At 72.4% G+C, this 24,229-nt stretch carries 23 protein-coding genes and 1 pseudogene; 13 read left to right on the forward strand and 11 right to left on the reverse strand.

Annotated features, from left to right (window positions below):
- Positions 1-2: 2 nt before the first annotated feature.
- From IH00_RS0124750 to hemL, 5 genes and pseudogenes are all read right to left on the reverse strand, one after another.
- Positions 3-740 carry a cytochrome c biogenesis CcdA family protein gene (locus tag IH00_RS0124750; RefSeq protein ID WP_031077197.1) on the reverse strand — a complete coding sequence of 246 codons (738 nt, stop codon included), beginning with the start codon at positions 738-740 and terminating at the stop codon, positions 3-5.
- A 216-nt stretch (positions 741-956) separates the two neighbouring features.
- Positions 957-1,556: pseudogene (locus tag IH00_RS0124755) on the reverse strand (TlpA family protein disulfide reductase); the annotation flags it as partial.
- A 68-nt stretch (positions 1,557-1,624) separates the two neighbouring features.
- Positions 1,625-2,872, reverse strand: coding sequence for a polysaccharide deacetylase family protein (locus IH00_RS0124760; RefSeq protein ID WP_031077202.1), 1,248 nt, complete (start codon positions 2,870-2,872; stop codon positions 1,625-1,627).
- Positions 2,873-2,993: 121 nt separating this feature from the next.
- Positions 2,994-3,704, reverse strand: a complete 711-nt coding sequence (locus IH00_RS0124765) for a histidine phosphatase family protein (RefSeq protein ID WP_031077204.1) — start codon at positions 3,702-3,704, stop codon at positions 2,994-2,996.
- On the reverse strand, positions 3,701-5,008 hold the full coding sequence (gene hemL, locus IH00_RS0124770; RefSeq protein WP_078887934.1) for a glutamate-1-semialdehyde 2,1-aminomutase: 1,308 nt from the start codon (positions 5,006-5,008) through the stop codon (positions 3,701-3,703). Before hemL ends, IH00_RS0124765 begins: the two co-directional genes overlap by 4 nt.
- 283 nt (positions 5,009-5,291) lie before the next feature.
- On the opposite strand from hemL, the gene IH00_RS0124775 reads away from it, so the two are divergent.
- The 4 genes from IH00_RS0124775 (at position 5,292) to IH00_RS0124790 (ending at position 8,884) form a co-directional block, all read left to right on the forward strand.
- On the forward strand, positions 5,292-5,936 hold the full coding sequence (locus IH00_RS0124775; RefSeq protein WP_078887935.1) for a hypothetical protein: 645 nt from the start codon (positions 5,292-5,294) through the stop codon (positions 5,934-5,936).
- 288 nt (positions 5,937-6,224) lie between these two features.
- Positions 6,225-6,740: a GNAT family N-acetyltransferase gene (locus IH00_RS0124780; protein ID WP_031077210.1), complete on the forward strand. Its 516-nt coding sequence runs from the start codon at positions 6,225-6,227 to the stop codon at positions 6,738-6,740.
- A 194-nt stretch (positions 6,741-6,934) separates the two neighbouring features.
- The gene (locus IH00_RS0124785; RefSeq protein ID WP_234334944.1) at positions 6,935-7,849 is read left to right on the forward strand and encodes an NmrA family NAD(P)-binding protein; all 915 of its coding nucleotides are present in this window, start codon (positions 6,935-6,937) and stop codon (positions 7,847-7,849) included.
- Between the two features lie 300 nt (positions 7,850-8,149).
- Positions 8,150-8,884: a Mut7-C RNAse domain-containing protein gene (locus tag IH00_RS0124790; RefSeq protein WP_031077213.1), complete on the forward strand. Its 735-nt coding sequence runs from the start codon at positions 8,150-8,152 to the stop codon at positions 8,882-8,884.
- Between the two features lie 34 nt (positions 8,885-8,918).
- Here the strand turns inward: IH00_RS0124790 and IH00_RS0124795 are convergent, their stop codons facing one another.
- The gene (locus tag IH00_RS0124795) at positions 8,919-9,404 is read right to left on the reverse strand and encodes a MarR family winged helix-turn-helix transcriptional regulator (RefSeq protein ID WP_031077215.1); all 486 of its coding nucleotides are present in this window, start codon (positions 9,402-9,404) and stop codon (positions 8,919-8,921) included.
- 149 nt (positions 9,405-9,553) lie between these two features.
- Positions 9,554-10,141 (reverse strand): TetR/AcrR family transcriptional regulator, encoded by a 588-nt coding sequence (locus IH00_RS0124800; RefSeq protein WP_234334945.1) that lies wholly within the window; start codon positions 10,139-10,141, stop codon positions 9,554-9,556.
- Between the two features lie 178 nt (positions 10,142-10,319).
- On the opposite strand from IH00_RS0124800, the gene IH00_RS0124805 reads away from it, so the two are divergent.
- Entirely contained in the window at positions 10,320-11,768 is a 1,449-nt protein-coding gene (locus IH00_RS0124805) for an FAD-dependent monooxygenase (RefSeq protein ID WP_324615798.1), read from the forward strand.
- Between the two features lie 31 nt (positions 11,769-11,799).
- Here IH00_RS0124805 and IH00_RS0124810 read toward each other — a convergent pair whose 3' ends face one another.
- Positions 11,800-12,396 carry a hypothetical protein gene (locus IH00_RS0124810; protein WP_158827923.1) on the reverse strand — a complete coding sequence of 199 codons (597 nt, stop codon included), beginning with the start codon at positions 12,394-12,396 and terminating at the stop codon, positions 11,800-11,802.
- Positions 12,397-12,438: 42 nt separating this feature from the next.
- Between IH00_RS0124810 and IH00_RS0124815 the strand changes: the two genes are divergently transcribed.
- The gene (locus tag IH00_RS0124815; RefSeq protein ID WP_031077223.1) at positions 12,439-12,774 is read left to right on the forward strand and encodes a YnfA family protein; all 336 of its coding nucleotides are present in this window, start codon (positions 12,439-12,441) and stop codon (positions 12,772-12,774) included.
- A gap of 70 nt (positions 12,775-12,844) precedes the next feature.
- A complete protein-coding gene (locus IH00_RS0124820) occupies positions 12,845-13,627 on the forward strand; it encodes an SDR family NAD(P)-dependent oxidoreductase (protein ID WP_031077224.1) in 783 nt (260 codons plus the stop codon).
- 249 nt (positions 13,628-13,876) lie between these two features.
- On the opposite strand, the gene IH00_RS0124825 is transcribed toward IH00_RS0124820, so the two are convergent.
- Positions 13,877-15,070: an RtcB family protein gene (locus tag IH00_RS0124825; RefSeq protein WP_031077226.1), complete on the reverse strand. Its 1,194-nt coding sequence runs from the start codon at positions 15,068-15,070 to the stop codon at positions 13,877-13,879.
- A gap of 176 nt (positions 15,071-15,246) precedes the next feature.
- Between IH00_RS0124825 and IH00_RS0124830 the strand changes: the two genes are divergently transcribed.
- The 3 genes from IH00_RS0124830 to IH00_RS0124840 all read left to right on the forward strand — a co-directional run bounded on the left by IH00_RS0124830 (position 15,247) and on the right by IH00_RS0124840 (position 18,502).
- Positions 15,247-16,095, forward strand: coding sequence for a hypothetical protein (locus IH00_RS0124830; protein WP_031077228.1), 849 nt, complete (start codon positions 15,247-15,249; stop codon positions 16,093-16,095).
- A gap of 111 nt (positions 16,096-16,206) precedes the next feature.
- Positions 16,207-16,932 (forward strand): DUF3558 family protein, encoded by a 726-nt coding sequence (locus IH00_RS0124835; protein ID WP_031077230.1) that lies wholly within the window; start codon positions 16,207-16,209, stop codon positions 16,930-16,932.
- A 130-nt stretch (positions 16,933-17,062) separates the two neighbouring features.
- Complete coding sequence (locus IH00_RS0124840) at positions 17,063-18,502, forward strand: DUF2637 domain-containing protein (RefSeq protein ID WP_031077231.1); 1,440 nt, start codon at positions 17,063-17,065, stop codon at positions 18,500-18,502.
- Positions 18,503-18,539: 37 nt separating this feature from the next.
- Here the strand turns inward: IH00_RS0124840 and IH00_RS0124845 are convergent, their stop codons facing one another.
- Positions 18,540-18,743: a hypothetical protein gene (locus IH00_RS0124845; protein WP_031077232.1), complete on the reverse strand. Its 204-nt coding sequence runs from the start codon at positions 18,741-18,743 to the stop codon at positions 18,540-18,542.
- 155 nt (positions 18,744-18,898) lie between these two features.
- A complete protein-coding gene (lysS, locus tag IH00_RS0124850; protein WP_031077233.1) occupies positions 18,899-20,650 on the reverse strand; it encodes a lysine--tRNA ligase in 1,752 nt (583 codons plus the stop codon).
- Positions 20,651-20,856: 206 nt separating this feature from the next.
- On the opposite strand from lysS, the gene argS reads away from it, so the two are divergent.
- The 3 genes from argS to IH00_RS37675 form a co-directional block, all read left to right on the forward strand.
- The gene (gene argS, locus IH00_RS0124855) at positions 20,857-22,623 is read left to right on the forward strand and encodes an arginine--tRNA ligase (RefSeq protein WP_031077235.1); all 1,767 of its coding nucleotides are present in this window, start codon (positions 20,857-20,859) and stop codon (positions 22,621-22,623) included.
- 237 nt (positions 22,624-22,860) lie between these two features.
- Positions 22,861-23,610 carry a DUF4253 domain-containing protein gene (locus IH00_RS0124860; RefSeq protein ID WP_234334946.1) on the forward strand — a complete coding sequence of 250 codons (750 nt, stop codon included), beginning with the start codon at positions 22,861-22,863 and terminating at the stop codon, positions 23,608-23,610.
- Positions 23,611-23,715: 105 nt separating this feature from the next.
- Positions 23,716-24,229, forward strand: a 514-nt coding sequence (locus IH00_RS37675) for a hypothetical protein (protein WP_039947392.1), incomplete at its 3' end; no start/stop codon positions are given.

The raw sequence follows: 24,229 nt of genomic DNA on the forward strand, positions 1-24,229 counted from the left end.
ACTCAGATCCCCACCTGGAAACCGTTCGACCAGACCTGCATCTGCTGCACGAGGAAGTCCCACGCACCGGTGAGCAGCAGCAGCCCGGTCACGATCATCATGCCGCCGCCGATCCGCATCACCCACGCATAGTGCCGCTTCACCCACGCGAAGGCGCCCAGCGCCTTGCGGAAGGCGATCGCGGCGAGGACGAACGGCAGCCCGAGGCCGAGGCAGTACGCCACCGTCAGCAGTGCCCCGCGGCCGGCGCTGGCCTCGTTGGCGGCCAGCGCGTTGACGGACGCGAGCGTCGGGCCGATGCACGGCGTCCAGCCGATGCCGAACAGCGCGCCCAGCAGGGGCGCGCCGGCCAGGCCCGCCACCGGGCGCTTGTGGAAGCGGAACTCGCGCTGCGTGAACCACGGCATGAGCCCCATGAAGAAGATCCCCATCAGGATCATCAGCACGCCGAGGACGGTGGTGAGCGTCTCGCGGTGCTGCTGGAGGGTCCAGCCGAAGTAGCCGAAGAGCGCGCCGCCGGAGACGAAGACGGCGGAGAAGCCGACGACGAAGAGGACGGCGCCCGCGGTCATCCGGCCGCGCCGCGCCTCGGCGAGGTCGGTGCCGGTGACGCCGGTCACGTACGAGAGGTAGCCGGGCACGAGCGGCAGCACGCAGGGCGAGAAGAAGGAGACCAGCCCGCCGAGCACGGCGATGGGGAGGGCCAGCAGGAGGGCCCCGCTGAGTACCGTCTCGTTCATCTACGCGCCCGTGCTCTTCCCGGAGCCCTGCGCGGGCGGCCCGGAACGCGCGGACGACCCGGAGCCCTGCGCGGGCGGCCCGGAACGCGCGGACGACCCGGAGCCCTGCGCGGGCGGCCCGGAACGCGCGGACGACCCGGAGCCCTGCGCGGGCGGCCCGGAACGCGCGGACGACCCGGAGCCCTGCGCGGGTGCTCCGGCCGCCTTGCCGGTGGTCTTCTCCGCGACCAGCGGGTCGATCAGCTCGCGCAGCTGCTCCTCGCCCAGTGGGGCGAGCGCACGCACGGCGATCTTGCCGTCGCGGTCGAGCACGATGGTGGTGGGGATGGCCTGCGGGTTGAGCGTGCCCTTGGGGAAGCCGTTGAGGATGAGCTTGCCGGCCGGGTCATAGAGGCTCGGGTAGCCGATCCCGTAGTCCTTCTCGAAGGCGAGCGCGGGCTGCTTGCTGACGTCGCGGGTGTTGATGCCGACGAACGCCACGCCCTTCGGTTCCAGGTCCCGGGCGACCTTGGCGAAGTGCTTGGCCTCGGCGCGGCAGGGCGGGCACCACGAGCCCCAGACGTTCAGGACGACGACCTTGCCCTTGAGGTCGGCGACGTCGAGCTGCTCGCCGTCGAGGGTCTCGCCCGCCAGGGTGTGGGGGGCGGTGCGCTCGCCCTTGGCGACGGTGGCGATGCCGCCGTCGCCGGCGACGAAGTTGGTGTTGCCGCCACCGCCGGACTTTCCGTTGTCGCCGCTGCACGCGGTCAGCGCGAGCGCGGCCGCCAGGGCACCGGTGGCGAGCAGGATCCCTCGGGGGGCGCGGCTGAGGCTCATGTGAAAAGTTTCGCATGGGCGTTTTCGGGGATCTTCCGCACCCCCCTCGGTGACCGTGAAGCCCGGTGTCAGGCGGTCTTGAGGAAGGTGTTCCAGCCGCCCGCGGGCGATTGCCCGACCTCCAGGGTGCGGAGCTTGTCGAGGATCTTCGGATCCTGGACGTCGAGCCAGTCGGTGAACTGCTTGAAGGAGACCAGGCGCACGTCCTTCTTCCCGGCCATGCCCTTGAGCGCGTCCTCGACGGCGTCCATGTAGATTCCGCCGTTCCACTGCTCGAAGTGGTTGCCGATGAAGAAGGGCGCGCGATTCGTCTCGTAGGCGCGCTTGAATCCGGCGAGATACGCCTCGGTGGCCTGCTTCTTCCAGCCGGGATAACGCGACGGCATGCCCTTGGTCGTGTTCTGCGACTGGTTCGCGAGGATGTTGTAGTCCATGGAGAGGACCTCGAAGGAGTGGCCCGGGAACGGCATGGCCTGCAGCGGCAGGTCCCAGATCCCCTGGCGCTTGTCTGGCCACCGCTGGCGGCCGCCGGGCGAGCTGGCGTCGTAGCGCCAGCCGAGCTTCCTGGCGGTCGGCAGCAGGTTGTCCTGGCCGAGGAGGCAGGGCGTGCGGCCGCCGACGAGTTCCTTGCGGTAGTCGAAGGGCAGCGGGTCCAGGTCGGTCCAGCCGCTGTTCGTCTTCCATTCGGTGACGAACTTCACGGCCTGGTCGATCTCGCTTTGCCACTGCGCGGAGGTCCAATTCCCGACCGAGCCGGAGCCGGCGCAGAAATGCCCGTTGAAGTGGGTGCCTATCTCGTGTCCGTCGAGCCACGCCTGACGCACGTACTTCAGCGTGTCCTTGATGTGCTCGTCGGTGAGGTATCCGATGTCGGAGGCACCGATGCGGTTGTTCGGCGGGCGGTAGAGGGTCTTCTTCGATTCGGGCAGCAGGTAGATCCCGGAGAGGAAGAAGGTCATGGCCGCGCCGTGGTCCTTGGCCAGCTCCAGGAAGCGGGGGAAAAGACCGTTGCCGACCTCCCCCGCGCCGTCCCAGGAGAAGATCACGAACTGGGGCGGGGTCTGGCCGGGCTCCAGGGGGACGGGCTTGTCGGGCTGGTGGGGCTGCTTTCCCGTGTCGGAGGTGGAGCCGTCACCTATCGGGCGGCCCTGCGGCGTGCCGGGCGCGGGGTTTCCCTGCCCGTCCTTGCCGGGCTGCCGGGCACCGCCCTTGCCCCCGTCACCCTTGCCGCCCTCAGGACCGCAACCGGCGATTCCGATCGCGGCTGCGGCCCCGACTCCGGCTCCCAGCAATCCCCTTCGGCTGATCCCGCGCATATCGTCCCCATCCGCGCTCGCTTTTTGCCGGAAAAGTCATCCGGACCGGCAGTGGGAGAGATGCGGACGGGAACACACGGGTTCCAGGATTAATGCGATTATCTGCTCTGTGACATGACGGTTACGCGCCGAAGGCCTTCGACGAGTCGGCACCCTTCACCGGCTTGGCCCCGGCCAGCAGATGCGCCGGCACGAGGTCGCGGGCCGGCTCGCTGTACCCCACCGAAACGATCTTGTCGCCGCGGTACGTGAACGTCGTCAGCGACGCGAGCGTGCACTGCCGGCGCCGCGGGTCGTGCCACAGCCGGCGGCGCTCGACGAAGCTGCGCACGATCCAGATCGGCAGCTGGTGGCTGACGCACACGGCCTCGTGGCCACGAGCCGCGTCCCGCGCCGCGTTCAGCGCGCCCATCATCCGTACGACCTGGTCGATGTAGGGCTCGCCCCACGAGGGCCGGAACGGGTTCGTCAGGTGCTTCCAGTTGGAGGGCCTGCGCAGCGCGCCGTCGCCCACCCCGAAGGTCTTGCCCTCGAAGACGTTCCCCGCCTCGATCAGCCGCTCGTCGGTGGCCAGCTCCAGGCTGTGCGACGTGGCGATCGGCTGGGCGGTCTCCTGGGCGCGCTCCAGCGGCGAGGCCACGACGTGGGTGATGTCGCGCCCCGCCAGATGCTCGGCCACCCGGTCGGCCATCTGCCGGCCCAGCTCGGAGAGGTGGTAGCCGGCGCGGCGCCCGTACAGCACCCCGTCCGGGTTGTGCACCTCGCCGTGCCGCACCAGGTGGACGACGGTGATCTCGTCGCCGCCCTGCCCCTGCCCCTGCCCCGCGGTCATGCCGTCGCCTCCGCGGCGGCGCGGGCGGCGGCCGGCAGCGCGGCGGCGATCCGCTCGACCGCGCGCTCGTCGTGCGCCGTCGACACGAACCACGACTCGAAGGCCGAGGGCGGCAGGTACACGCCCTCCGCCAGCATCGCGTGGAAGAAGGCGGTGAAGCGGAACGCCTCCTGCTTCTTGGCGTCGTCGTAGTTCACGACCTCGGCGTCGGTGAAGAAGACGGAGAACATGTTGCTCGCCGTCTGCAGCCGGTGCGCCACGCCCTCCTTGGCCAGCGCCCCGGTCACCAGGCCCTGGATCTCCCGCGAGACGGCGTCGACCTTCGCGTACGCCGCGTCGTCGAGCAGCCGCAGCTGCGCGAGCCCGGCGGCGGTGGCGATCGGGTTCCCGGAGAGGGTTCCCGCCTGGTAGACGGGCCCGGCCGGCGCCAGGTGCGCCATGACGTCGGCACGCCCGCCGAACGCGGCGGCCGGGAAGCCACCGCCCATGACCTTGCCGAACGTCATGAGGTCGGGCACCACGCCGTCGACCCCGTACCAGCCGGCCTTCGACGTGCGGAAGCCGGTCATGACCTCGTCGGAGATGTACAGCGCGCCGTGGGCGGCGCACAGCTCCTTCAGCCCGGCGTTGAACCCGTCACGGGGCGGGACCACGCCCATGTTGCCCGGCGACGCCTCCGTGATCACACAGGCGATCTCCCCCGGGTGCGCGGCGAACGCCTCGCGCACCGCCTCGAGGTCGTTGTACGGCAGGACGATGGTGTCGCCCGCCTGCGCCCCGGTCACGCCCGGTGTGTCGGGCAGCCCGAAGGTCGCGACACCGGAGCCGGCCGCGGCCAGCAGCGCGTCCACGTGCCCGTGGTAGCAGCCGGCGAACTTGACCACCTTGGCGCGGCCCGTGAAGCCGCGGGCCAGCCGGATCGCCGACATCGTCGCCTCGGTGCCGGACGACACCAGACGCACCTGCTCCACCGGCGCGACGCGGGCCACGATCTCCTCGGCGAGCGCGACCTCGCCCTCACCGGGCGTACCGAAGGACGTGCCGCGCGCCACCGCCTCCTGCACGGCAGCGATCACCTCGGGGTGGGCGTGCCCCAGGATCATCGGCCCCCACGAGCAGACGAGGTCGACGTACTCACGGCCGTCCGCGTCCGTGAGGTACGGGCCCGTACCGGACACCATGAACCGGGGCGTTCCGCCCACCGCTCGGAAGGCGCGCACGGGAGAGTTCACGCCGCCGGGCGTCACGAGGGACGCGCGGTCGAAAAGCGTCTGTGAGACTGGGGCTTCGTATGAATACGGCACTTTGGTCCTGACCTGCGAGAACGAGTGGACGGGCGGCAATGCACGAGCACGGCCGGCGGACGGCGACGATCTTGCTGACGACCTTGTTTTACGACGGGGCGCCAGCCCTCCGCGTCTGCGAAACTGGGACGTCATTGGGAAAGCTCACGGAAACCATGGTGTCAGAGGCCCGGACGTTCTTGCGGACAGGTGTTTCACCGCACGCGCGTGGGGGAGGTCACTGTCACGATGATCGGGTTGCGCGGCGGGGGCCGCGTTGCCTAAAAAGCAGTCGGGTGGAGATATGCATCGCGGTGGCGGACTGGGTGAAGGGACCGGCGATCTGGGCCCTGAGCCCGCCCGGCGGGGGAAGCACCGGCGAGAGCGGGACGATCCCTCGGGGGACAAGTCCCCCCGGAACACGCCCTCGGGGAACAGGTCCCTGGGCGACGAGCACATGGGGAGCGCCCCCTTGGGAAGCGGCGCCCTCGGGAGCGGGGGTGGCCGGGGCATGGGGGTGACCTACAAGTACTTCGGCGCGCCCAACGGCGCCACGGCCGCGCGCGTCCCGATCTCGATGCGCCCGGAGGAGCTCGGCGGCGACGAGCTCGGCATGGGCGGCATGTTCACCAAGATCAAGCCCGAGACGATAGCCGCGATGGTGCTCACCGGCATCCAGGGCATGCCCCTGCACAAGGTCCCGCCCCTGGAGCTGGTGGTCCTCCACCCGGACTACGCCGTGGTGAAGCTCCCGATGACGGTCGTCGACCCGCTGCGCGGCGTCGGCGAGGAGTCGGTGGGCGCGGCCGCCTTCATATGGTCGACGGTCCCGGACCGCGGAGGGCCGCGGGACGCGTTCGACGTGTACCAGCTCCTGCACGAGTGGCAGGACTTCTCGGTACGGCTGCACGAGGCGGGCCACCAGCCGTACTGCCTGGTGTGGCCCTGAGCAGGGGTGGCCCCTGCCTGCCGGAAACCGGCGGCGGGGCGGCCGCGGGACGCCGGCGTCAGGCCGGTCGCGCGGCGATGCCCTCGGCGACCGCGGTGAAGAAGCGCGCGTAGGCGGCCGGGCTCGGTGGGCCTCGGGGTTCCAGGGCACGGTGACCGCCCCGGTCACGGTGTGGGGACGGCTCGCGTGGGCGCGGCTGCGGGGCCGTGCGGGGCGGCGGAGGCGGGCGGAGCCGGGGCGCGGCCGGTGGGCGGGCCGCTGTCGGTCACCCGTCCTAAGGTGACGCACATGACCGTACGCATCGAGGCCTGGTCCGAGCGGGACTTCGACCTGCTCCTGGCGGCGAACGCACCGGAGCTGATGGTCCACCTCGGCGGGCCCGAGACGGAGGAACAGCTGGTCAAGCGGCATCAGCGGTACGTCGACCTCAGCGCGGACCGCACGGACGCGGGGCGGATGTTCCGGATCGTGCTGCTGCCGGAGGAGGTGCCCGTGGGGACGATCGGCTTCTGGGAGCAGACGTGGAACGGGGCGCGGGTGTACGAGACGGGGTGGGTGGTGCTGGCCGGTTTCCAGGGGCGCGGCATCGCCACGTCCGCGACCGCCGCGGTCGTCCGGGAGGCGCGGGCCGCACGCAAGCACCGCCACCTGCACGCCTTCCCGTCCGTGGACAACGCCGCCTCGAACGCGGTGTGCCGGAAGGCGGGGTTCGCGCTGCGCGGTGCGTGCGAGGTCGAGTACCCGCCGGGGCGGCTGATGCGGAGCAACGACTGGCGGCTCGACCTCACGCGGCCGGCCTCCTGAGGGGCGAGGCTGCTGACGTCCGGGAGCGGCTGACGTCGGGGCGGTAAAGCGGTTGACGGACGACCCTCACTCCTGGACATTTATCTGCGTCACGCAGATATTGCGTGACGCCGATACCCAGCCCCCGGGCTCACGTGCGGACGTCTCACGTCCGCGCCGTGCCGCCCCGGGGAACGCACACGAAAGGCATCGCCATGACCAGCGCCGCCATGACCAGCACGGTCCTCGTCACCGGAAGCCGCGGCCGCGTCGGCTCCGCACTCGTCGACCGGCTCCACCGCCGGAACATCCCCGTGCGGGCCGCCTCGGCGAGCCCGGCGGACCTCACCCCGCCCGCCGGGGTGGAGGTCGTCCGCTGCGACCTCCGCGATCCGGCCACCTTCCCCGCGGCCCTCGACGGCGTCGGTGACGTCTTCCTGTACGCCGACCCCACGCACATCGACGCGTTCATCGCGCGGGCCCGTGCGGCGGGCGTCCGGCACATCGTGCTGCTCTCGTCCAGCGCCGTCCTGTTCCCCGACGCCGGGGCGAATCCGATCGCGGCGCACCACCTCGCGGTCGAGCGCGCGCTGGCGGCCGCAGCGGCGGAGGGCGCGTTCGACGTGACGTACCTCCAGCCCGGTGCCTTCGCGACCAACGCCTTGCAGTGGGCGCCCGCGGTGCGGGCGGCCGGCGCCGTGGACCTTCCGTACCCGGAGGCGGTCGGCGACCCACTCCACGAGGAGGACCTCGCCGACGCGGCGTACGCCGTCCTCACCGACGAGCGGCTGCGGGGCGCGTCGTACGCGCTGTCCGGACCGGAGGTGCTGACCTTCGCCGAGCAGCTCGCGACGATCGCGCGCGTCACCGGGCGCGAGATCCGGGTGGGCACCGTGACACCCGAGGCGTGGAAGGCGTCGGTCGAGCCGTACATACCGGCGGAGTTCGCGGACGCACTGCTCGACCACTGGCGGGCCGGCGCGCCGGAGTCCCTGCCGCAAACCCGTACCGTCGAGGAGCTGACCGGCCGCCCGGCCCGGACCTTCGCGCAGTGGGCGGCCGACCACGCGGCGGCGTTCGGTGGCGCCGGGCAGGCGGTCGCGCAGGAGGCGGCGGCCACGCGGCGGTGACGCCGGTGGCGAGCACCCTCCGGGAGGCACCGGACAGGAGGCACCGGACAGGAGGCGCCTGTCGGAAGGCACCGGACGGGCAGCGGTCGCCGGGGGGGCTTCCGGGGGCAGGGACCTCCGGGATCAGGAGCCTCCGGGGGCAGGGACCTCCGGAGGCAGCGGCCGGCCCCAGCAGGTGGGGGGCCGGGAATCGGCGCCCCCCGCGCGGCCGCCGCCGGGGGACGGGAGCCGTCCCAGCAGGTGCGGGCGGCCGGGGAAATGACCTGGCCGGGCCCGGAGCCCCGGTGGCATGCTGGCGACGTGAACCGACCGGAGATCCACATCAGTTTCGCCCCCGAGCTCGGCCTCTTCGTCGCGGCGCCCCGCCGCACGGGCCGTACGGCCGTGATCACGGACGGCGCCTCGACACTCGGGCACGTCGTCGAGTCGCTCGGGGTCCCGCTGACCGAGGCGGGCACGCTGGTGGTGGACGGCCGGGCGGTCGGCACGTCCCACATCCCGGCGCACGGCGAGCACGTCGAGGTACTGGGCCACGAGCGTCCGCAGCCGGTGCCGGGCGCCCCGCTCCGGTTCCTGCTCGACGTCCATCTCGGCACGCTGGCACGCCGGTTGCGGCTGCTCGGTGTCGACGCGGCGTACGAGAGCGAGGACATCGGCGACCCGGCACTGGCCGCGTGGTCGGCGAAGGAGCGGCGCGTGATGCTCTCGCGCGACCGCGGGCTGCTGCGCCGCCGGGAGCTGTGGGCCGGGGCGTACGTGTACAGCGACCGGCCGGACGACCAACTGCGTGACGTCCTGGAGCGGTTCGCCCCGGCCCTCGCGCCCTGGACGCGCTGCACGGCCTGCAACGGAACGCTGACCGACACCGACAAGGACGAGGTGCGCGAGCACCTGGAGCAGGGCACGCAGCGCACCTACGACGTGTTCGCCCAGTGCACGGCCTGCCGCCGGGTGTACTGGCGCGGCGCACACCACGCCCGCCTGGAGGCGATCGTCGAGGACGCGCTGCGGGAGTTCGGCGACGCCGCGGTCTGAGGGGTGACCCGGGAAGGGCCGGGCTCGGAGGGGGTCAGTCCGGGGCGTGCGTGCGGAGGCGCTCGACCTGGGCGGCGCTGACGTCGACGGTGCGCCGCATGTGAGCGGTGAGAAACGCCACCTCCTCATCGGTGTACGCGTCGAACATCTCGGCCCAGGGGCCGCCCACCCGCTCCCAGACCGCGGCGAACTCGGCCATCCGCTCGGGCACGGTGCTCACCAGCACCCGCCGCCGGTCGTGGACGTCGCGCTCGCGGGTGACGTACCCGGCCCGCTCCAGCCGGTCGACGAGTCGGGTGGCGGAGCCCGTGGTGAGCCCGGTCAGTTCGGCGATGCGCCCGGTGGTGACGGGCCCCTGCTCCAGGTCGAGCAGGTTCAGGCACTGCACGTCGGTGGGGTGCAGCCGCAGCCGGTCGGCGAGGGCCTGGTTGAAGAGGGCGTACGAGGCCATGTAGCGGCGGGACGCGCCGAACAGGTCGGCCATCAGCCCCGGACGTCGCCCCCGGTTCTCCTGCGGCATGCAGGGAGTCTACGCAGCGCCGAGGCGCGGCCGGCCGGCACTCCGGGCGGCGCGGGCGAACCCCCGGCCGGCACTTCGGGCGGCGCGGGCGAACCCCCGGCCGGCGCGGGCCGAGTGCCTGACGCTCCCGTCGGGGCCTCCGCCGGCGCTCAAGGCCGCTCCGCCGTGAGGTAGCGCTGCACGGTCGGCGCCAGCCAGGCGACGACCTCCTCACGGGACATCTCCACCGCGGGCGGGAGCCTCAGCACATAGCGGGCCAGCGCCATGCCGAGTATCTGCGAGGCGACCAGGGCGGCGCGGCGGGGCGCGTCGGCCGGATCGGGGCAGACACCGGCCGCGATGGGCCCGAGCTGCGCCCTGAACACCCCGCGCATCCGCTCGGCCCCCGCGCTGTTGGTCACGCCGACCCGCAGCACGGCCGTCAGGACGTCGTCCTGCTCCCAGCGGTCGAGGAAGTGCGAGACGAGGACGGCGCCGATGTGCCGGGCGGGCAGCGCGCCGACCTCGGGGAGGCGCAGGTCGATGTCGGAGGCGGCGGCGAAGAGGCCCTCCTTGTTGCCGTAGTAGCGCATCACCATCGACGGGTCGATGCCGGCGTCGCGGGCGATGGCCCGGATCGTGGCCCGCTCGTATCCGTCCGCGGCGAACCGCTCGCGGGCGGCCTCGAGGATCGCGGCGCGGGTGGTGTCCGAGCGGCGCGGGGCACTCGGGGCGTCTGCGGCGGCTTCCGACATCATGCCAACAACTGTAGGCCAACAAGCGTTGACAGGCCAGCGGCGCCGGGTCTACCTTTACCAACAAGCGTTGGCCAACAAGCGTTGACCAACGGCTGTTGACGCCGGCGGAGGACGACCGGCGGACGACGACCGACGGCCGGCACCCGGCCGTCGGCGTCCACCGCCGGTCGTCCCACCGCTGTCCACCTGCACGAACACCACAGGAGCAGCCATGAATGGCAAGCCGGGTACGGAGTTCGATGTCGTCGTCGTGGGCGCGGGCCCCACGGGAATGCTGCTCGCCGGCGACCTCGCCGCCGCGGGCCTGAACGTCACGGTCGTGGAGCGCCGTCCGCGGGAGACGAGCAACCTGACGCGCGCCTTCGCCGTGCACGCCCGCACCCTGGAACTGCTCGACGCCCGCGGCCTCGCGGACGAGCTGGTGGGGAGGGGCACGCCCGTCACCCGGCTGCGCCTGTTCGCCCGGCTGTCGCTCGACCTGTCACGGCTCCGCTCCCGCTTCCCGTTCCTGCTGATCACCCCGCAGTACGAAGTGGAGCGGCTGCTGGAGCGCCGCGCCGCCGAGGCCGGCGTGACCTTCCGGTACGGCACGGAAGTGCGCGGCCTCCACCAGGACGCCGCGACGGTCACCGCCGAGGTCACCGGCCCGGACGGCGCCCCCGCCGAGCTCCGCGCCCGCTACCTCGTGGGGGCGGACGGCGTACGGAGCACCGTCCGCCGCAGCCTGGGTCTGCCCTTTCCCGGTCGGGCGGTCATCCGTTCCATCGTCCTCGCCGACGTCCGTCTCGCGGAGGAACCGGAGAACCTGCTCACGGTGGACGGCCGGGGCGGCGCCTTCTCCTTCATCGCCCCCTTCGGCGACGGCTGGTTCCGCGTCATGGGCTGGGACCGCGACCGCCAGGCCGCCGACAGCGAACCCGTCGGCCTCGACGAGATCCGCGGCATCGCCCGCCGCGCCCTCGGCTCCGACTACGGCATGCACGACGCCCGCTGGATCTCCCGGTTCCACAGCGACGAGCGCCAGGTCCCCGCCTACCGCACGGGCCGCGTCTTCCTCGCCGGGGACGCCGCGCACGTCCACTCGCCCGCGGGCGGCCAGGGCATGAACACCGGTCTGCAGGACGCCGCCAACCTCTCCTGGAAGCTCGCCGCCGTCCTGCGCGGCCGGGCCTCCGACCCGGAGGCGCTGCTCGACAGCTACCACTCCGAGCGCCACCCCGTCGGCGCGATGGTGCTGCGCAGCAGCGGCGCGATCATCCGCATCGCCATGGCGCACCACCCGCTCCTGCGGGCCGCCCGCGCCCTGGGGGCCGCGATTTTCGACGCGACACCCCCGGCGACCACCAGGGCGGTGGGCCTGATCAGCGGCATCGGCATCTCCTACGGCGCCGGGCGCGGCTCCCACCGCCTCACCGGCCGGCGCGCACCCGATCTGGCACTGTCCGAGGGCCGGCTGTACGAACTGCTGCGCCGGCAGGCCTTCGTACTCGTCGGTCCCCGGTCCGGCGCCGCTGCGGACACCCCCGCCACGCCCGGCACGGTCATACGGGCGACCTGGGCCGACCCGGCCCGCCGCGGCACCCTCCTGGTGCGCCCCGACGGATACATCGCCTGGGCCCGGGACTGAGCGGCCGGGCACAGCACCGGCAGACATGACGTCAGAAGACGTACGGGTCCCCGGTCGCGGGGACCAGCACGTGGTGCTGGTTGTTCTCCGGGTTCCGGTCGCTCGCGCCGCCGTTCCACTCGGTCGCCACCCGGATCGTCACCTCGTGCGGCACGCCGGTCGTACGCAGGCCGAACACGGTCTCGCGGGCCGGGCCGTCCGCCCGCAGCGATCCCGTCGAGCACAGCACCTCCCGGTCGCTGTCCCACAGGCAGTGGGCAGGCAGGGGCGGTCCGCCCGCCACAGGAACCGAGAAGGACAGCCGCACGGTCGCGGTGCCGAGACTCGACGGACCGTGGTTCCGGCTCGCCAGCAACAGGTCCAGCCGGTCGCCGTCGAGGGAGGCGTGGCCGTGGTGCGCGACATCCGCCTCGGGAGCGACGCCTCCGGCCTCCGGCGCCTCGCCACCGCGCACCTCGCCACCCTGCACTGCGGAACCGCGCACTGCGGGACCGCCCGTGCCGGTGACCGGCACCCGGTCACCCACACCCACCCCCGCACCCGCACCCGCGCCTGCGTTCACCACCGTCAGGGCCACCGCGGCGGACACCACGGACACCACCAGCACAGCCCTGCGCATCGCAACCATGCCCAGAAGGTACTGATTTCGGCGCCCCCTTACGCTGACGCCATGCTCATCGCCCGCTCCGCCGCCCTTTTCGTCCTGGCCGCCCTGTGCGAGATCGGCGGCGCCTGGCTCGTCTGGCAAGGCGTCCGGGAGCACCGGGGCTGGATCTGGATCGGCACCGGCGTGCTCGCCCTGGGCGTGTACGGCTTCGTGGCCACCCTCCAGCCGCAGGGCGACTTCGGCCGCATCCTCGCCGCGTACGGCGGGGTCTTCGTGGCCGGCTCGCTGGCCTGGGGCATGGTCGCCGACGGCTACCGCCCGGACCGCTGGGACGTGATCGGCGCCCTGATCTGCCTCGCCGGCATGGCCGTGATCATGTACGCCCCACGCGGCCGCTGACCGGGCGGGACCCGCGCCTATCCTGGCGGCGTATCGACCGTCCCTTCGATCACCCGTGCGAGGAGCCCCCATGACCGCCGCCGATCCCGCCGCCCCACCCGTCGCCGTCGTCACCGGAGCGAGCAGCGGTATCGGTGCCGCCACGGCGCGGCAGCTCGCCGCGGCAGGCCACCACGTGGTGCTCACCGCCCGCCGCAAGGACCGCATCGAGGCCCTCGCCGCCGAGCTCAACGCCGCGGGCCGGCAGGCCACGGCGTACGCCCTCGACGTCACCGACCGCGCGGCCGTCGACGCCTTCGCGCGGACGCTCGACCGCTTCCCCTCCGTGAACGTCCTCGTCAACAACGCGGGCGGTGCGCTCGGCGCCGACCCCGTCGCCACCGGTGACCCGGCCGACTGGCGCGAGATGTACGAGGTCAACGTCATCGGCACCCTCAACATGACCCAGGCCCTGCTCCCCGCCCTCACGGCGAGCGGCGCCGGCACGGTGGTCGTGGTCACCTCCACCGCCGGCCACGCCACCTACGAGGGCGGGGCGGGCTACGTCGCCGCCAAGAACGGCGCCCGCGTCCTCACCGAGACCCTCCGCCTCGAAATCGTCGGCACTCCTGTCCGGGTGATCGAGGTGGCCCCCGGCATGGTGAAGACCGACGAGTTCGCCACGACGCGCTTCCGCGGCGACACCGAGAAGGCGGCCAAGGTCTACGCGGGCGTCCCCGACCCGCTCTCCGCGGACGACGTCGCCGACACCATCACCTGGGCGGTCACCCGCCCCGCCCACGTCAACATCGACCTCCTGGTGGTCCGGCCCCGCGCCCAGGCCTCCAACACGAAGGTCCACCGCGAGTCGTAGACCGGACGGCACGCACCGCCCCGCCGGCCCTGGCAGACCGAGCGGCCCCACCGGCCCAGGCAACTCAGGCAGCCCCACCCGCCCAGGCAACTCAGGCAGCCCCACCCGCCCACCGGCCCAGGCAGCCCAAGCGGCCCAGGTGCGGGCGGAAAAAGGGCCAGGGCGGGCCGGCGGACGCGACAGGACCCCGGCGCCAACCCGCCGGGGCCCTGACCGTCCGTACGCGCGTGGTGCGCCGAGCCGCGGGGCTCAGCCCTTCACGCACACCACCTGCTTGAGCTTCGCCACGACGTCGACCAGGTCCCGCTGCTGGTCGATGACCTTCTCGATCGGCTTGTACGCGCCCGGGATCTCGTCCACGACACCCGAGTCCTTGCGGCACTCCACCCCCCGCGTCTGTTCCTCCAGGTCCCGCGTCGAGAAGCGCTTCTTCGCGGCGTTCCGGCTCATCCTGCGACCGGCGCCGTGCGAGGCCGAGTTGAAGGAGGCCGCGTTCCCGAGGCCCTTGACGATGTACGAGCCGGTGCCCATGGAACCGGGGATGATCCCGTAGTCGCCCGAACCCGCCCGGATCGCGCCCTTCCGCGTGACCAGCAGGTCCATCCCGTCGTACCGCTCCTCCGCCACGTAGTTGTGGTGGCAGGAGATGACCGGGTCGAAGGTGGGCCTGGCCTTCTTGAACTCCTTGCGGACGACGTCCTTGAAGAGCTCCATCATGATCGCGCGGTTGTACTTCGCGTACTCCTGCGCCCAGAAGAGGTCGTTGCGGTACGCCGCCATCTGCGGGGTGTCCGCGATGAAGACGGCGAGGTCGCGGTCGACGAGCCCCTGGTTGTGCGGCAGCTTCTGCGCCTGGCCGATGTGGTGTTCGGCGAGTTCCTTGCCGATGTTCCGGGAGCCGGAGTGGAGCATCAGCCACACCGTTCCCGACTCGTCGAGGCAGAACTCCACGAAGTGGTTACCGCTCCCGAGGGTTCCCATCTGCTTCACGGCCCGCTCCTGACGGAACTTGACCGCGTCCGCCACCCCGTCGAACCGGGACCAGAAGTCGTCCCAGCCCGCCGTCGGGAACCCGTGGAGCCGCCCGGGGTCGACCGCCTCGTCGTGCATGCCCCGGCCCACCGGAATGGCCTGCTCGATCCTCGAGCGCAGCCGCGACAGGTCCCCCGGCAGGTCGTTCGCGGTGAGCGAGGTCTTCACCGCCGACATACCGCAGCCGATGTCCACACCCACCGCGGCCGGGCAGACCGCGCCCTGCATCGCGATGACCGAGCCGACCGTCGCGCCCTTGCCGAAATGCACGTCCGGCATCACGGCCAGGCCCTTGATCCACGGCAGCGTCGCCACGTTCCGCAGCTGCTGCATCGCGACGTCCTCGACCGTCGACGGGTCCGTCCACATCCGGATCGGAACGTTCGCCCCCGGCACCTCTACATACGACATGATTCCTCGATCCCCCGAAAAGTCTGAAAACGCAAAAACCGGAGCCAACGTCCACATAAGCGACAACGGACCGGCATCGACGGCTGCGCGTGCGATACACATTGTGTCCACCCGCCGGCGTCGGACGGCAACATGTTTTCGGTGGGCAGGCACCCGAGCGAAAGGAGCCCCGGACCGTGCAGCGAAGGGCGTACGCACCCGGCCTGGCCGCACTCCTCGCGGCGGTCACCGCCGGCGTCACCGGGCTCACCGGCTGCACCGCCGGCTCCGGCGGCGACGGCTCCCCCACCGACTCGAAGGCCGGCAGCCCGGCCGAGGCCGCCGCGCCCCCCGGCAAGTACCGCACGCTCCTCGAACCCTGCGGTTCCGTCCAGCGCTCCACGCTCAGGGACCTGCTCCCCGGCATCGACTACCTCCCCGAGGAACAGCGCGAGCACGTCTACCGCGGCACCGCCGCCGTCACGTACGACACCGACCGCCGCGCCGGCTGCAGCTGGAAGGCGGACGGGCCCGACGCCTCGCACCAGCTCACCCTCGACTTCGAGCGGGTCGTCTCGTACGACCCCGCCGTCAGCGACGACGACCGCGCCCAGCAGGTCTACACGGGCAAGGAGAGCGCCGCCGGGCTGTCCGCCGGCCCGACCGCCCCGCTGCCCTCCGGCTCCCCCGCCGACCCCCCGGCCGGCGCCTCCCCCGCCGGCGCCGCCGCTGCGGGCACCACGCCGCAGACCGCCGGCCCGGGGACGCCCACCTCCACCGGCACCACCACGTCGGCCCCCGAGGGCCTCGAGCCCCGCCTGCTCGCCGGCCTCGGCGACGCCGCGTTCCTCGACGACGTCCTCACCCGCGCCGGTTCGACCGCCCAGCGGCGCACGGTCAGCGTGGTGTTCCGCACATCCAACGTGATCGTCACCGTCCGGTACGGCGAGCAGCCCGGCCGCATCACCGAGGTCCCCGACAGCAAGGAACTGCAGGAAAAGGCGCAGGGACTGGCCCGCACGCTCGCCGAGAAGTTCGACGAGTAGCCACGCCCGCCCCGCACGCCGCGCACCGGCAGCCCGCCCCCGGGCCCGTACCGACTCGGGCTACCGTGTCCGGACTGCCGGACGCCCGTACGACAAGCGACTGAAGGAACCATGTACCGATCAGCCCCGCGACTCACCCGCATACTCGCCTGCGCAGCCGTCCCGGTGATGCTCGTCGTCGCCGGCTGCTCGTCGGACTCCGACAGCAAGAGCACCCCGGCCAAGGAGAACTCCCCGGCCGCCGCCTCGCCCGACGCCGCCAAGGCGACACCGAAGAAGGTCGAGCCGGCCACGTACGCCAAGCTCCCCGACGCGTGCAAGGCGATCGCCGCGAAGACCATCGAGGACATGGTCCCGGACGTGAAGACCAAGTCCGGTACGCCCGGGAAGTCCAGCGACATCGCCAGCCGCAGCAGCTGTTCCTGGAACGGCCTGGAGGACAAGGGCATCAAGGGCTCGAACTACCGCTGGCTCGACGTCTCCCTCCTGCGCTACGACTCCGACCCGTCGCTCGGCAGCGGCGAGGAGCGCGCCAAGGAGAGCTTCGACAAGGAGGTCGCCAAGGTCCAGGCGACCCAGGGCGCCACCGCCGTGCGCACCTCGGTCGCCACGGGCGTCGGCGACCAGGCGACGGCCGTCAGCTACGGCCTGAAGAAGACCGGTGAGGACTTCAAGTACGCGGCGATCGTGACCCGCACCGAGAACGCCGTCATCACCCTCTCGTACAACGGCGCCGGGTACGCGGGCGCCAAGACGCCCGACCCGAACGACCTGATGGAGGACGCCGTCAAGGCCGCCAAGGAGGCCGTGGCCGCCGTCGCCACCGCCAACAAGTAGCCCGCGTACGGCGCACGGGCGGCAGCCGCCACCGGCTCGTTGCGGAGTCCGGCCCTCCCCCTGAGGGCCGGGCTCCGTACGTATGTGCCAGGCTGTGCCCGCCAGACTCGACAACGGGAGGGGATCGCGGGTGGCCGCGATGCAGCTGACTCGGACGCACCGCCTGCTCATAGGTGTCGTCATCACCGGTGCGGTGATCATCGCCGGTATCGGCTTCGCGGGCTCCTACGCGGCGGTGCGCGAGCTCGCCGTGCAGAAGGGCTTCGGCGACTTCTCGTACTTCTTCCCGATCGGCATCGACGCGGGCATCTGTGTGCTGCTCGCGCTGGACCTGCTGCTGACCTGGATCCGCATCCCCTTCCCGCTGCTGCGCCAGACGGCGTGGCTGCTGACCGCCGCCACCATCGCCTTCAACGGCGCGGCCGCCTGGCCCGACCCGCTCGGCGTCGGCATGCACGCCGTGATCCCGGTGCTGTTCGTGGTCGCCGTCGAAGCGGCGCGGCACGCGGTCGGCCGGATCGCCGACATCACGGCCGACAAGCACATGGAGGGCGTACGCCTCACCCGCTGGCTGCTGTCGCCGGTGCCCACCTTCCGGCTGTGGCGCCGGATGAAGCTGTGGGAGCTGCGCTCGTACGAGCAGGTCATCAAGCTCGAGCAGGACCGGCTGATCTACCAGGCGCGGCTGCAGGCCCGGTTCGGCCGGGCGTGGCGCCGCAAGGCCCCGGTCGAGGCGCTGATGCCGCTGCGGCTGGCGAGGTACGGCGTGCCGCTCGCCGAGACGGCTCCGGCGGGCCTGGCTGCGGCGGGCATCGAGCCGGTGCTCCTGCCGCCGAACCCGACTCCGAACCCGGCCCCGGTTCCGGCCGGCGCCGCAACGACCGCGGCTGCCGCCGAGCAGAGCCTCCCTTCCGGCCCGCGCCCGGCCGCCGCCGCGCTGCCGCAGGCGGCCACCCCCGCACAGCCGCAGGCCCACCCCGGTCCGCGGCCCGAGGAGCAGGCCCCGCCGCCCCGGCAAGCCCAGCAGCCCCAGCAGCCGGGCCCGGCGCGTGCCCCGCAGGACGAGCTCGCCGAGGAGTTCCCGGCCCCGCACCCCGAGGACGGCGCTCCGCAGCCGCAGCTGCCCGGCAACCACGTGAGCCCGTGGTTCGCCGCGCCCCAGCTCCCGCCGACCACCTACGACGGCACCTACGACCCCGCCTTCGACCCGGACCCCGCCGGGGTTGCGCAGCCCGCCGGCCCCGCCGACCAGCTCCCGCCGGAGGACGGCACCGCACCCGGCACGTCTCCCGGCACCGCACCCGGCGCGGCCCCGGACGAGGCCCCGGACGACGAGCTGCACGCCGAGCTCGACGGCGCGGACGCCCAGGGGTTCGCCGGCCTGGCGTACCCGGTGTTCAAGCAGTACGTCGACGAGAACAACGTCTGGCCGAGCGTGGAGGTCCTCGACATACACCTCGGCGACCGCCACGGCATCCGCCACCCGCTCAGCGCGGTGCTGCTGCGGCGCATGCTGGACGACTTCAAGCAGCGCTACAACACGGAGCTCGAAGCGGAGCACATCGCGTAGCGGGCCGTACGGGCCCGGCCGTGTCCGGGCCCGCGGCTCAGCGGGCCGCGCGCTTCTTCGCCGTCTCCCCGTACACGGCGAGAGCCGCGCCGACGACGGCGATCACCGCGTATCCCGCCGTGGGGATCTCCCACCACTTGTGCAGCAGGCCCCACGGCCCGTCGCCGAACGTCCGCCCGGCGACCCCGAGGGCGCCCTGGATACCGGTGACCCAGCCGATGACTGCCACGATCTCTTTCATGGCTCCACGCTCCCGCGGGCGACGCCCGGTTACGTCCTGCGCGGGGCGGAACCCGAGGTCGTCCGAAGGATGCAGTACAGGCCGGAGGGCCCTCACCCGCAGGTGGGGGCCCTCCGCCGAACCGACGGGAACCGGCCGTGGCCGGCCCCGGACGCCTACGCGGCGAGCAGCTTGCGCACCCGGTCCGCACCGACGGCCAGCAGCAGCGTGGGCAGTCGCGGCCCGGTGTCCCGGCTCACCAGCAGCCGGTACAGCAGCGCGAAGAAGTTCCGCTGGGCGACCTTCAGCTCGGGCGTCGGCTTCGCCTCCGGGTCGAGCCCCGCCATCACCTTCGGCACGCCGTAGACGAGCGTGGTCAGCCCGTCCAGCGACCAGTGGCTGTCGAGGCCCTCCAGCAGCAGCCGGAGCGACTCGCGGCCCTCGTCGTCCAGGGAGCCGAGCAGCTCGGTGTCGGGCTCGGTGCGGACGACGGTGCGCTGGTCGGCCGGGACCTGGGTGGAGATCCAGTTCTCGGCGCGGTCCAGCCGCGGCCGGACCTCGTCGAGCGAGGCCAGCGGCCGCGCCGGGTCCAGCTCGCTGAGGATGCGCAGCGTCTGCTCGTCGTGCCCGGCGGTGATGTCGGCCACCGAGGCGAGCGTCCGGTACGGCAGGGGGCGCGGGGTGCGCGGCAGCTCACCGGCCGCGGTGCGCACCGCCCGCGAGTGGGCGGCGGCGTCCGCGGGCAGCACGGAGCCGTCGGCGACCTTGGCCTCCAGCTTGTCCCACTCGTCGTAGAGCCGCTGGATCTCCTGGTCGAACGCGATCTTGAAGGACTGGTTGGGCTTGCGGCGCGCGTACAGCCAGCGCAGCAGCGGCGCCTCCATGATCTTCAGGGCGTCGGCCGGGGTCGGCACGCCGCCCTTGGAGGAGGACATCTTCGCCATGCCGGAGATGCCGACGAACGCGTACATCGGCCCAATGGGCTGGACGCCGTCGAAGACCTCGCGGACGATCTGCCCGCCGACCACGAAGGACGAGCCGGGCGAGGAGTGGTCGACACCGCTGGGCTCGAAGATCACGCCTTCGTACGCCCACCGCATCGGCCAGTCGACCTTCCAGACCAGCTTGCCGCGGTTGAACTCGCTGAGCTTCACCGTCTCCGAGAAACCGCACACGCACGTGTACGCGAGCTCGGTCGACTCGTCGTCGTACGCCGTGACCGTGGTCAGGTCGCGCTCGCACCGCGCGCAGTACGGCTTGTACGGGAAGTAGCCGCCGGCGCCGCCGGAGCCGTCGTCCTCGCTCGCCGCGCCCGATCCCTCGGCGGCCTCCAGCTCCGCCTCGTCGACCGGCTTCTGCTGCTGCTTGACCTGCTTCTTCGGCTGGCCGGTCGCCTTGTCCTTGGTCCGGTAGCGGTCCAGGATCGCGTCGATCGTGCCGCGGTGCTTCATCGCGTGCAGGATCTGCTCGCGGTACGCGCCCGCCGTGTACTGCTCGGTCTGGCTGATGCCGTCGAACTCGACGCCGAGCTCGGCGAGCGACTCGACCATCGCGGCCTTGAAGTGCTCGGCCCAGTTCGGGTGCGGGGACCCGGCCGGCGCGGGCACCGACGTCAGCGGCTTGCCGATGTGCTCGGCCCAGGTGTCGTCGACGCCCGGGACACCGGCCGGCACCTTGCGGTACCGGTCGTAGTCGTCCCAGGAGATCAGGTGGCGGACCTCGTGGCCCCGTCGGCGGATCTCGTCGGCGACCAGGTGCGGGGTCATGACCTCGCGGAGGTTGCCCAGGTGGATGGGGCCGGACGGCGACAGGCCCGAGGCGACCACGACCGGTTTGCCAGGCGCACGTCGCTCCGACTCGGCGATGACCTCGTCCGCGAAACGGGAGACCCAGTCGGTCTCGGTGCTGCTCTGAGCCACGATCGGCACGTCCTTGATTGCTCGGGGTTCTCGAAGGCTTGGCGTAAGCCATTCTCCCAGACGGATCCACCCGGTCCGAGGTTGTCCACAGGTCCGCGGTTCACGGGTCCGCGGGTTGTCCACAGGCCACGCCTCACGCGACAAAGAGCTTGCGGACCCGTGGGACACTTGACAACCGGAATACGCATTCACCACCACGACAGGAACGGAAGCTCATGGCCTCGGTCCCTTCCCTCGCTTCGACCGTGCAGCAGCGCCTCGCGGACGCCCTCTCGGCAGCCCTGCCGGAGGCCGGCTCCGCCGACCCGCTGCTGCGACGAAGCGACCGGGCGGACTTCCAGGCCAACGGCATCCTCGCCCTGGCCAAGCGGCTCAAGGGCAACCCGCGCGAGCTCGCCGGCAAGGTCGTCGACGCCCTCCCGGCGAACGACCTCATCGGCGACATCGAGGTCTCCGGCCCCGGCTTCCTCAACATCACCGTCACGGACGAGGCGATCACCGCGACGCTGGCGGCCCGCGCCGCCGACGAGCGCCTCGGCGTCCCGCGCAAGGACCGGCCCGGCACGACGGTCGTCGACTACGCCCAGCCGAACGTGGCGAAGGAGATGCACGTCGGCCACCTGCGCTCCGCCGTCATCGGTGACGCCGTGGTCAAGATCCTCGAGTTCGCGGGCGAGAAGGTCGTGCGCCGCCACCACATCGGCGACTGGGGCACCCAGTTCGGCATGCTCATCCAGTACCTGATCGAGCACCCGCACGAGCTGGACCACAAGGACGCGGACGTCTCCGGCGAGGAGGCGATGTCCAACCTCAACCGGCTGTACAAGGCGGCCCGCGCCCTGTTCGACTCCGACGAGGAGTTCAAGGCCCGCTCCCGCGACCGCGTGGTGGCCCTCCAGTCCGGTGACGAGGAGACCCTCGCGCTGTGGCAGCGGTTCGTCGACGAGTCGAAGATCTACTTCTACTCGGTCTTCGACAAGCTGGACATGGAGATCGCCGACCCGGACGTGGTGGGCGAGTCGGGCTACAACGACATGCTCGACGAGACGTGCCGCCTGCTGGAGGAGTCCGGCGTCGCCGTGCGCTCCGAGGGCGCCCTGTGCGTGTTCTTCGACGACGTGAAGGGCCCGGACGGCAACCCCGTCCCGCTGATCGTGAAGAAGTCCAACGGCGGGTACGGGTACGCAGCCACCGACCTCTCCGCGATCCGTGACCGGGTGCAGAAGCTGGGCGCCGACTCCCTGGTGTACGTCGTGGACGCGCGCCAGTCGCTGCACTTCAAGATGGTCTTCGAGACGGCCCGCCGCGCCGGCTGGCTGAACGACCAGGTGCACGCGTACCAGCTGGCCTTCGGCACGGTCCTGGGCAAGGACGGCAAGCCGTTCAAGACCCGTGAGGGCGAGACGGTCCGACTGGTCGACCTGCTGGACGAGGCGATCGACCGGGCCACCGCCGTGGTCCGCGAGAAGGCCGGGAAGGTCGGCCTGAGCGAGCAGGAGATCGTCGAGAACGGCCGGTACGTCGGCATCGGCGCCGTGAAGTACGCCGACCTGTCCACCTCCGCGTCCCGGGACTACAAGTTCGACCTGGACCAGATGGTGTCGCTCAACGGCGACACCTCCGTGTACCTCCAGTACGCGTACGCCCGTATCCAGTCGATCCTGCGCAAGGCGGGCGACGCCAAGCCGGCCGCGCACCCGGAGCTGCCGCTGGCCCCGGCCGAGCGTGCGCTGGGCCTGCACCTGGACCAGTTCGGCGAGGTCCTCGCCGAGGTCGCCTCCTCGTACGAGCCGCACAAGCTGGCCGCGTACCTGTACCAGCTGGCGTCGCACCTGACGACGTTCTACGACCAGTGCCAGGTGATCAGCGACGAGAACGCGCCGGAGGTCGTGGAGAACCGGCTCTTCCTCGTCGACCTGACCGCCCGCACCCTGCACCAGGGCATGGCGCTGCTCGGCATCCGCACGCCCGAGCGCCTCTGACCCCGCGTCACCCCGAGTCCGGGCCCCCGCCGCACCCGCCGTGCGACGGGGGCCCGTCCGTTCCCGTGGGGCGCGCCGCACCGCACGGCCAGCCGCCCCGACTGCCGCCCCAACTGCCGTTCCACCGGCCGGGAATCGGCCGGGGACCGGCCGGTGGACCGGCCGGGAAAGGAGCCGGGAAGGGCCCGGAGCTGCGGCGTGAGCGCGTTGTCAGTGGCGCGCCCTATGGTCGGTCGCATGGTCATCAACCCGAACGCCCTGGGCCTGGAACTGCCGGCCGGCACCGTACGCGTGCAGCCGTCCTACTGGTACGCGGACGAGCACGCCACGTCCGGCACGTGGAGCCGTCTGATGTCCGCGCGCGAGGCGGCCGGGCTGCAGCCGCTGTTGCTCGCCGAGCCCCAGTACCTCCACCCGAGCCAGGTGGACGACCCGGACGACCACGACGCCGCCTCGATACTGGCCGAGCTGTGGCGGGAGATCCAGCAGGAGGCGGACGACGACGAGGACGGCGAGGCCGCCGACGCGCTGATCGAGCCCTTCACGCGCGCGTGGCCCGGCCTCGCACCGGCCGGTGCGCCCGGCGCTGACCCGGACGCCGTGGCCGCCCGCGTGGCCGCCGGACTGGCCGAGGGGGACGAGTGGCTGAAGGACGCCCGCGGCGCGCTCGTCCCGGCCCGCCGCAGCGCCGACATCCTGGCCGCCCTCGGCTGGGGCGGCGCCGCCCAGCACACCGAGGCGGTCCGGCTGTCGGCCGTCCTGCGCTCCTGGGAGGAGCGGTTCGGCATTCGGCTGGTGGGCCTCGGCTCGGACCTGCTCGTCGTCTCCGTCGCGGCACCGCCGAGCACCCCGGACGACGCGCTCGCGCTGGCCGCCGAGCACTACGCGTTCTGCCCCGACGCCGTGTGGCAGGACTACGACTCCCTGCGCGAGTACGCCGCCGAGGAGGTGCTCAACCGTCACCAGTGGACATTCTGGTGGGACTGATCCCGACGGGGTGTCATCCGGCCGCGGGGCAGCGGGAGTTCTAGGGAGTGGAGAGGCGCCGCTCCGTCATGTCCGCCCTGCTGATCCGCAAGGAGATCCGCATCCATGACCAGGATGAAGAAGTACGCGCTGGCCGTGTCCGTGACCGCCGCGCTGGTGGCGGTCCCCGCCACCCTGCCGACCACGGCGTTCGCGACCGCGTCCCCGGAGCCGGTACCCGCGCCGGGTGCGACCGTCGCGGCCGCACCGGCGCAGCCGGCCCCCGCGAAGGCCCCTGCGGACGCCCCCTCCGGGATCACCGCGAAGACCATCGGGAAGGCCGCCGGGAAGACCCATGCGTCTCCCGTGCGGGTGGTGGCCCCGGGCGAGCGTGTGAAGGCCGCCCCCGGCGTGGAGCTGTGGCTCACCCCCGAGGGCAAGCACTGGTCCACCGGCGACGGCGGCGAGAACTTCCGCAGCGTCGTCGACGGCAACCTGGACATGTCCGCGCCGGGCGTCAGCCACCAGACCGAGGGCACGGCCAAGCGCCTGTTCCACTCCGGCGTCTACTACGGAACCAAGGCCGCCGCTCGCGTCGTACTCACCGACGCGACGGGCGGGACCACCACCGCCAAGCTCG

Origin of the sequence: Streptomyces sp. NRRL S-118, assembly GCF_000716335.1 — a bacterium.
Taxonomy (GTDB): domain Bacteria; phylum Actinomycetota; class Actinomycetes; order Streptomycetales; family Streptomycetaceae; genus Streptomyces.

Bases quoted from the DNA above. Each gene is read 5' to 3' on its own strand.
- IH00_RS0124750 (WP_031077197.1), bottom strand. From the start codon at position 740: ATGAACGAGACGGTACTCAGCGGGGCCCTCCTGCTGGCCCTCCCCATC.
- IH00_RS0124760 (WP_031077202.1), bottom strand. From the start codon at position 2,872: ATGCGCGGGATCAGCCGAAGGGGATTGCTGGGAGCCGGAGTCGGGGCC.
- IH00_RS0124765 (WP_031077204.1), bottom strand. From the start codon at position 3,704: ATGACCGCGGGGCAGGGGCAGGGGCAGGGCGGCGACGAGATCACCGTC.
- IH00_RS0124775 (WP_078887935.1), top strand. From the start codon at position 5,292: ATGCATCGCGGTGGCGGACTGGGTGAAGGGACCGGCGATCTGGGCCCT.
- IH00_RS0124780 (WP_031077210.1), top strand. From the start codon at position 6,225: ATGACCGTACGCATCGAGGCCTGGTCCGAGCGGGACTTCGACCTGCTC.
- IH00_RS0124785 (WP_234334944.1), top strand. From the start codon at position 6,935: ATGACCAGCGCCGCCATGACCAGCACGGTCCTCGTCACCGGAAGCCGC.
- IH00_RS0124795 (WP_031077215.1), bottom strand. From the start codon at position 9,404: ATGCCGCAGGAGAACCGGGGGCGACGTCCGGGGCTGATGGCCGACCTG.
- IH00_RS0124800 (WP_234334945.1), bottom strand. From the start codon at position 10,141: ATGATGTCGGAAGCCGCCGCAGACGCCCCGAGTGCCCCGCGCCGCTCG.
- IH00_RS0124810 (WP_158827923.1), bottom strand. From the start codon at position 12,396: ATGGTTGCGATGCGCAGGGCTGTGCTGGTGGTGTCCGTGGTGTCCGCC.
- IH00_RS0124815 (WP_031077223.1), top strand. From the start codon at position 12,439: ATGCTCATCGCCCGCTCCGCCGCCCTTTTCGTCCTGGCCGCCCTGTGC.
- IH00_RS0124820 (WP_031077224.1), top strand. From the start codon at position 12,845: ATGACCGCCGCCGATCCCGCCGCCCCACCCGTCGCCGTCGTCACCGGA.
- IH00_RS0124825 (WP_031077226.1), bottom strand. From the start codon at position 15,070: ATGTCGTATGTAGAGGTGCCGGGGGCGAACGTTCCGATCCGGATGTGG.
- IH00_RS0124835 (WP_031077230.1), top strand. From the start codon at position 16,207: ATGTACCGATCAGCCCCGCGACTCACCCGCATACTCGCCTGCGCAGCC.
- IH00_RS0124845 (WP_031077232.1), bottom strand. From the start codon at position 18,743: ATGAAAGAGATCGTGGCAGTCATCGGCTGGGTCACCGGTATCCAGGGC.
- argS (WP_031077235.1), top strand. From the start codon at position 20,857: ATGGCCTCGGTCCCTTCCCTCGCTTCGACCGTGCAGCAGCGCCTCGCG.
- IH00_RS0124860 (WP_234334946.1), top strand. From the start codon at position 22,861: ATGGTCATCAACCCGAACGCCCTGGGCCTGGAACTGCCGGCCGGCACC.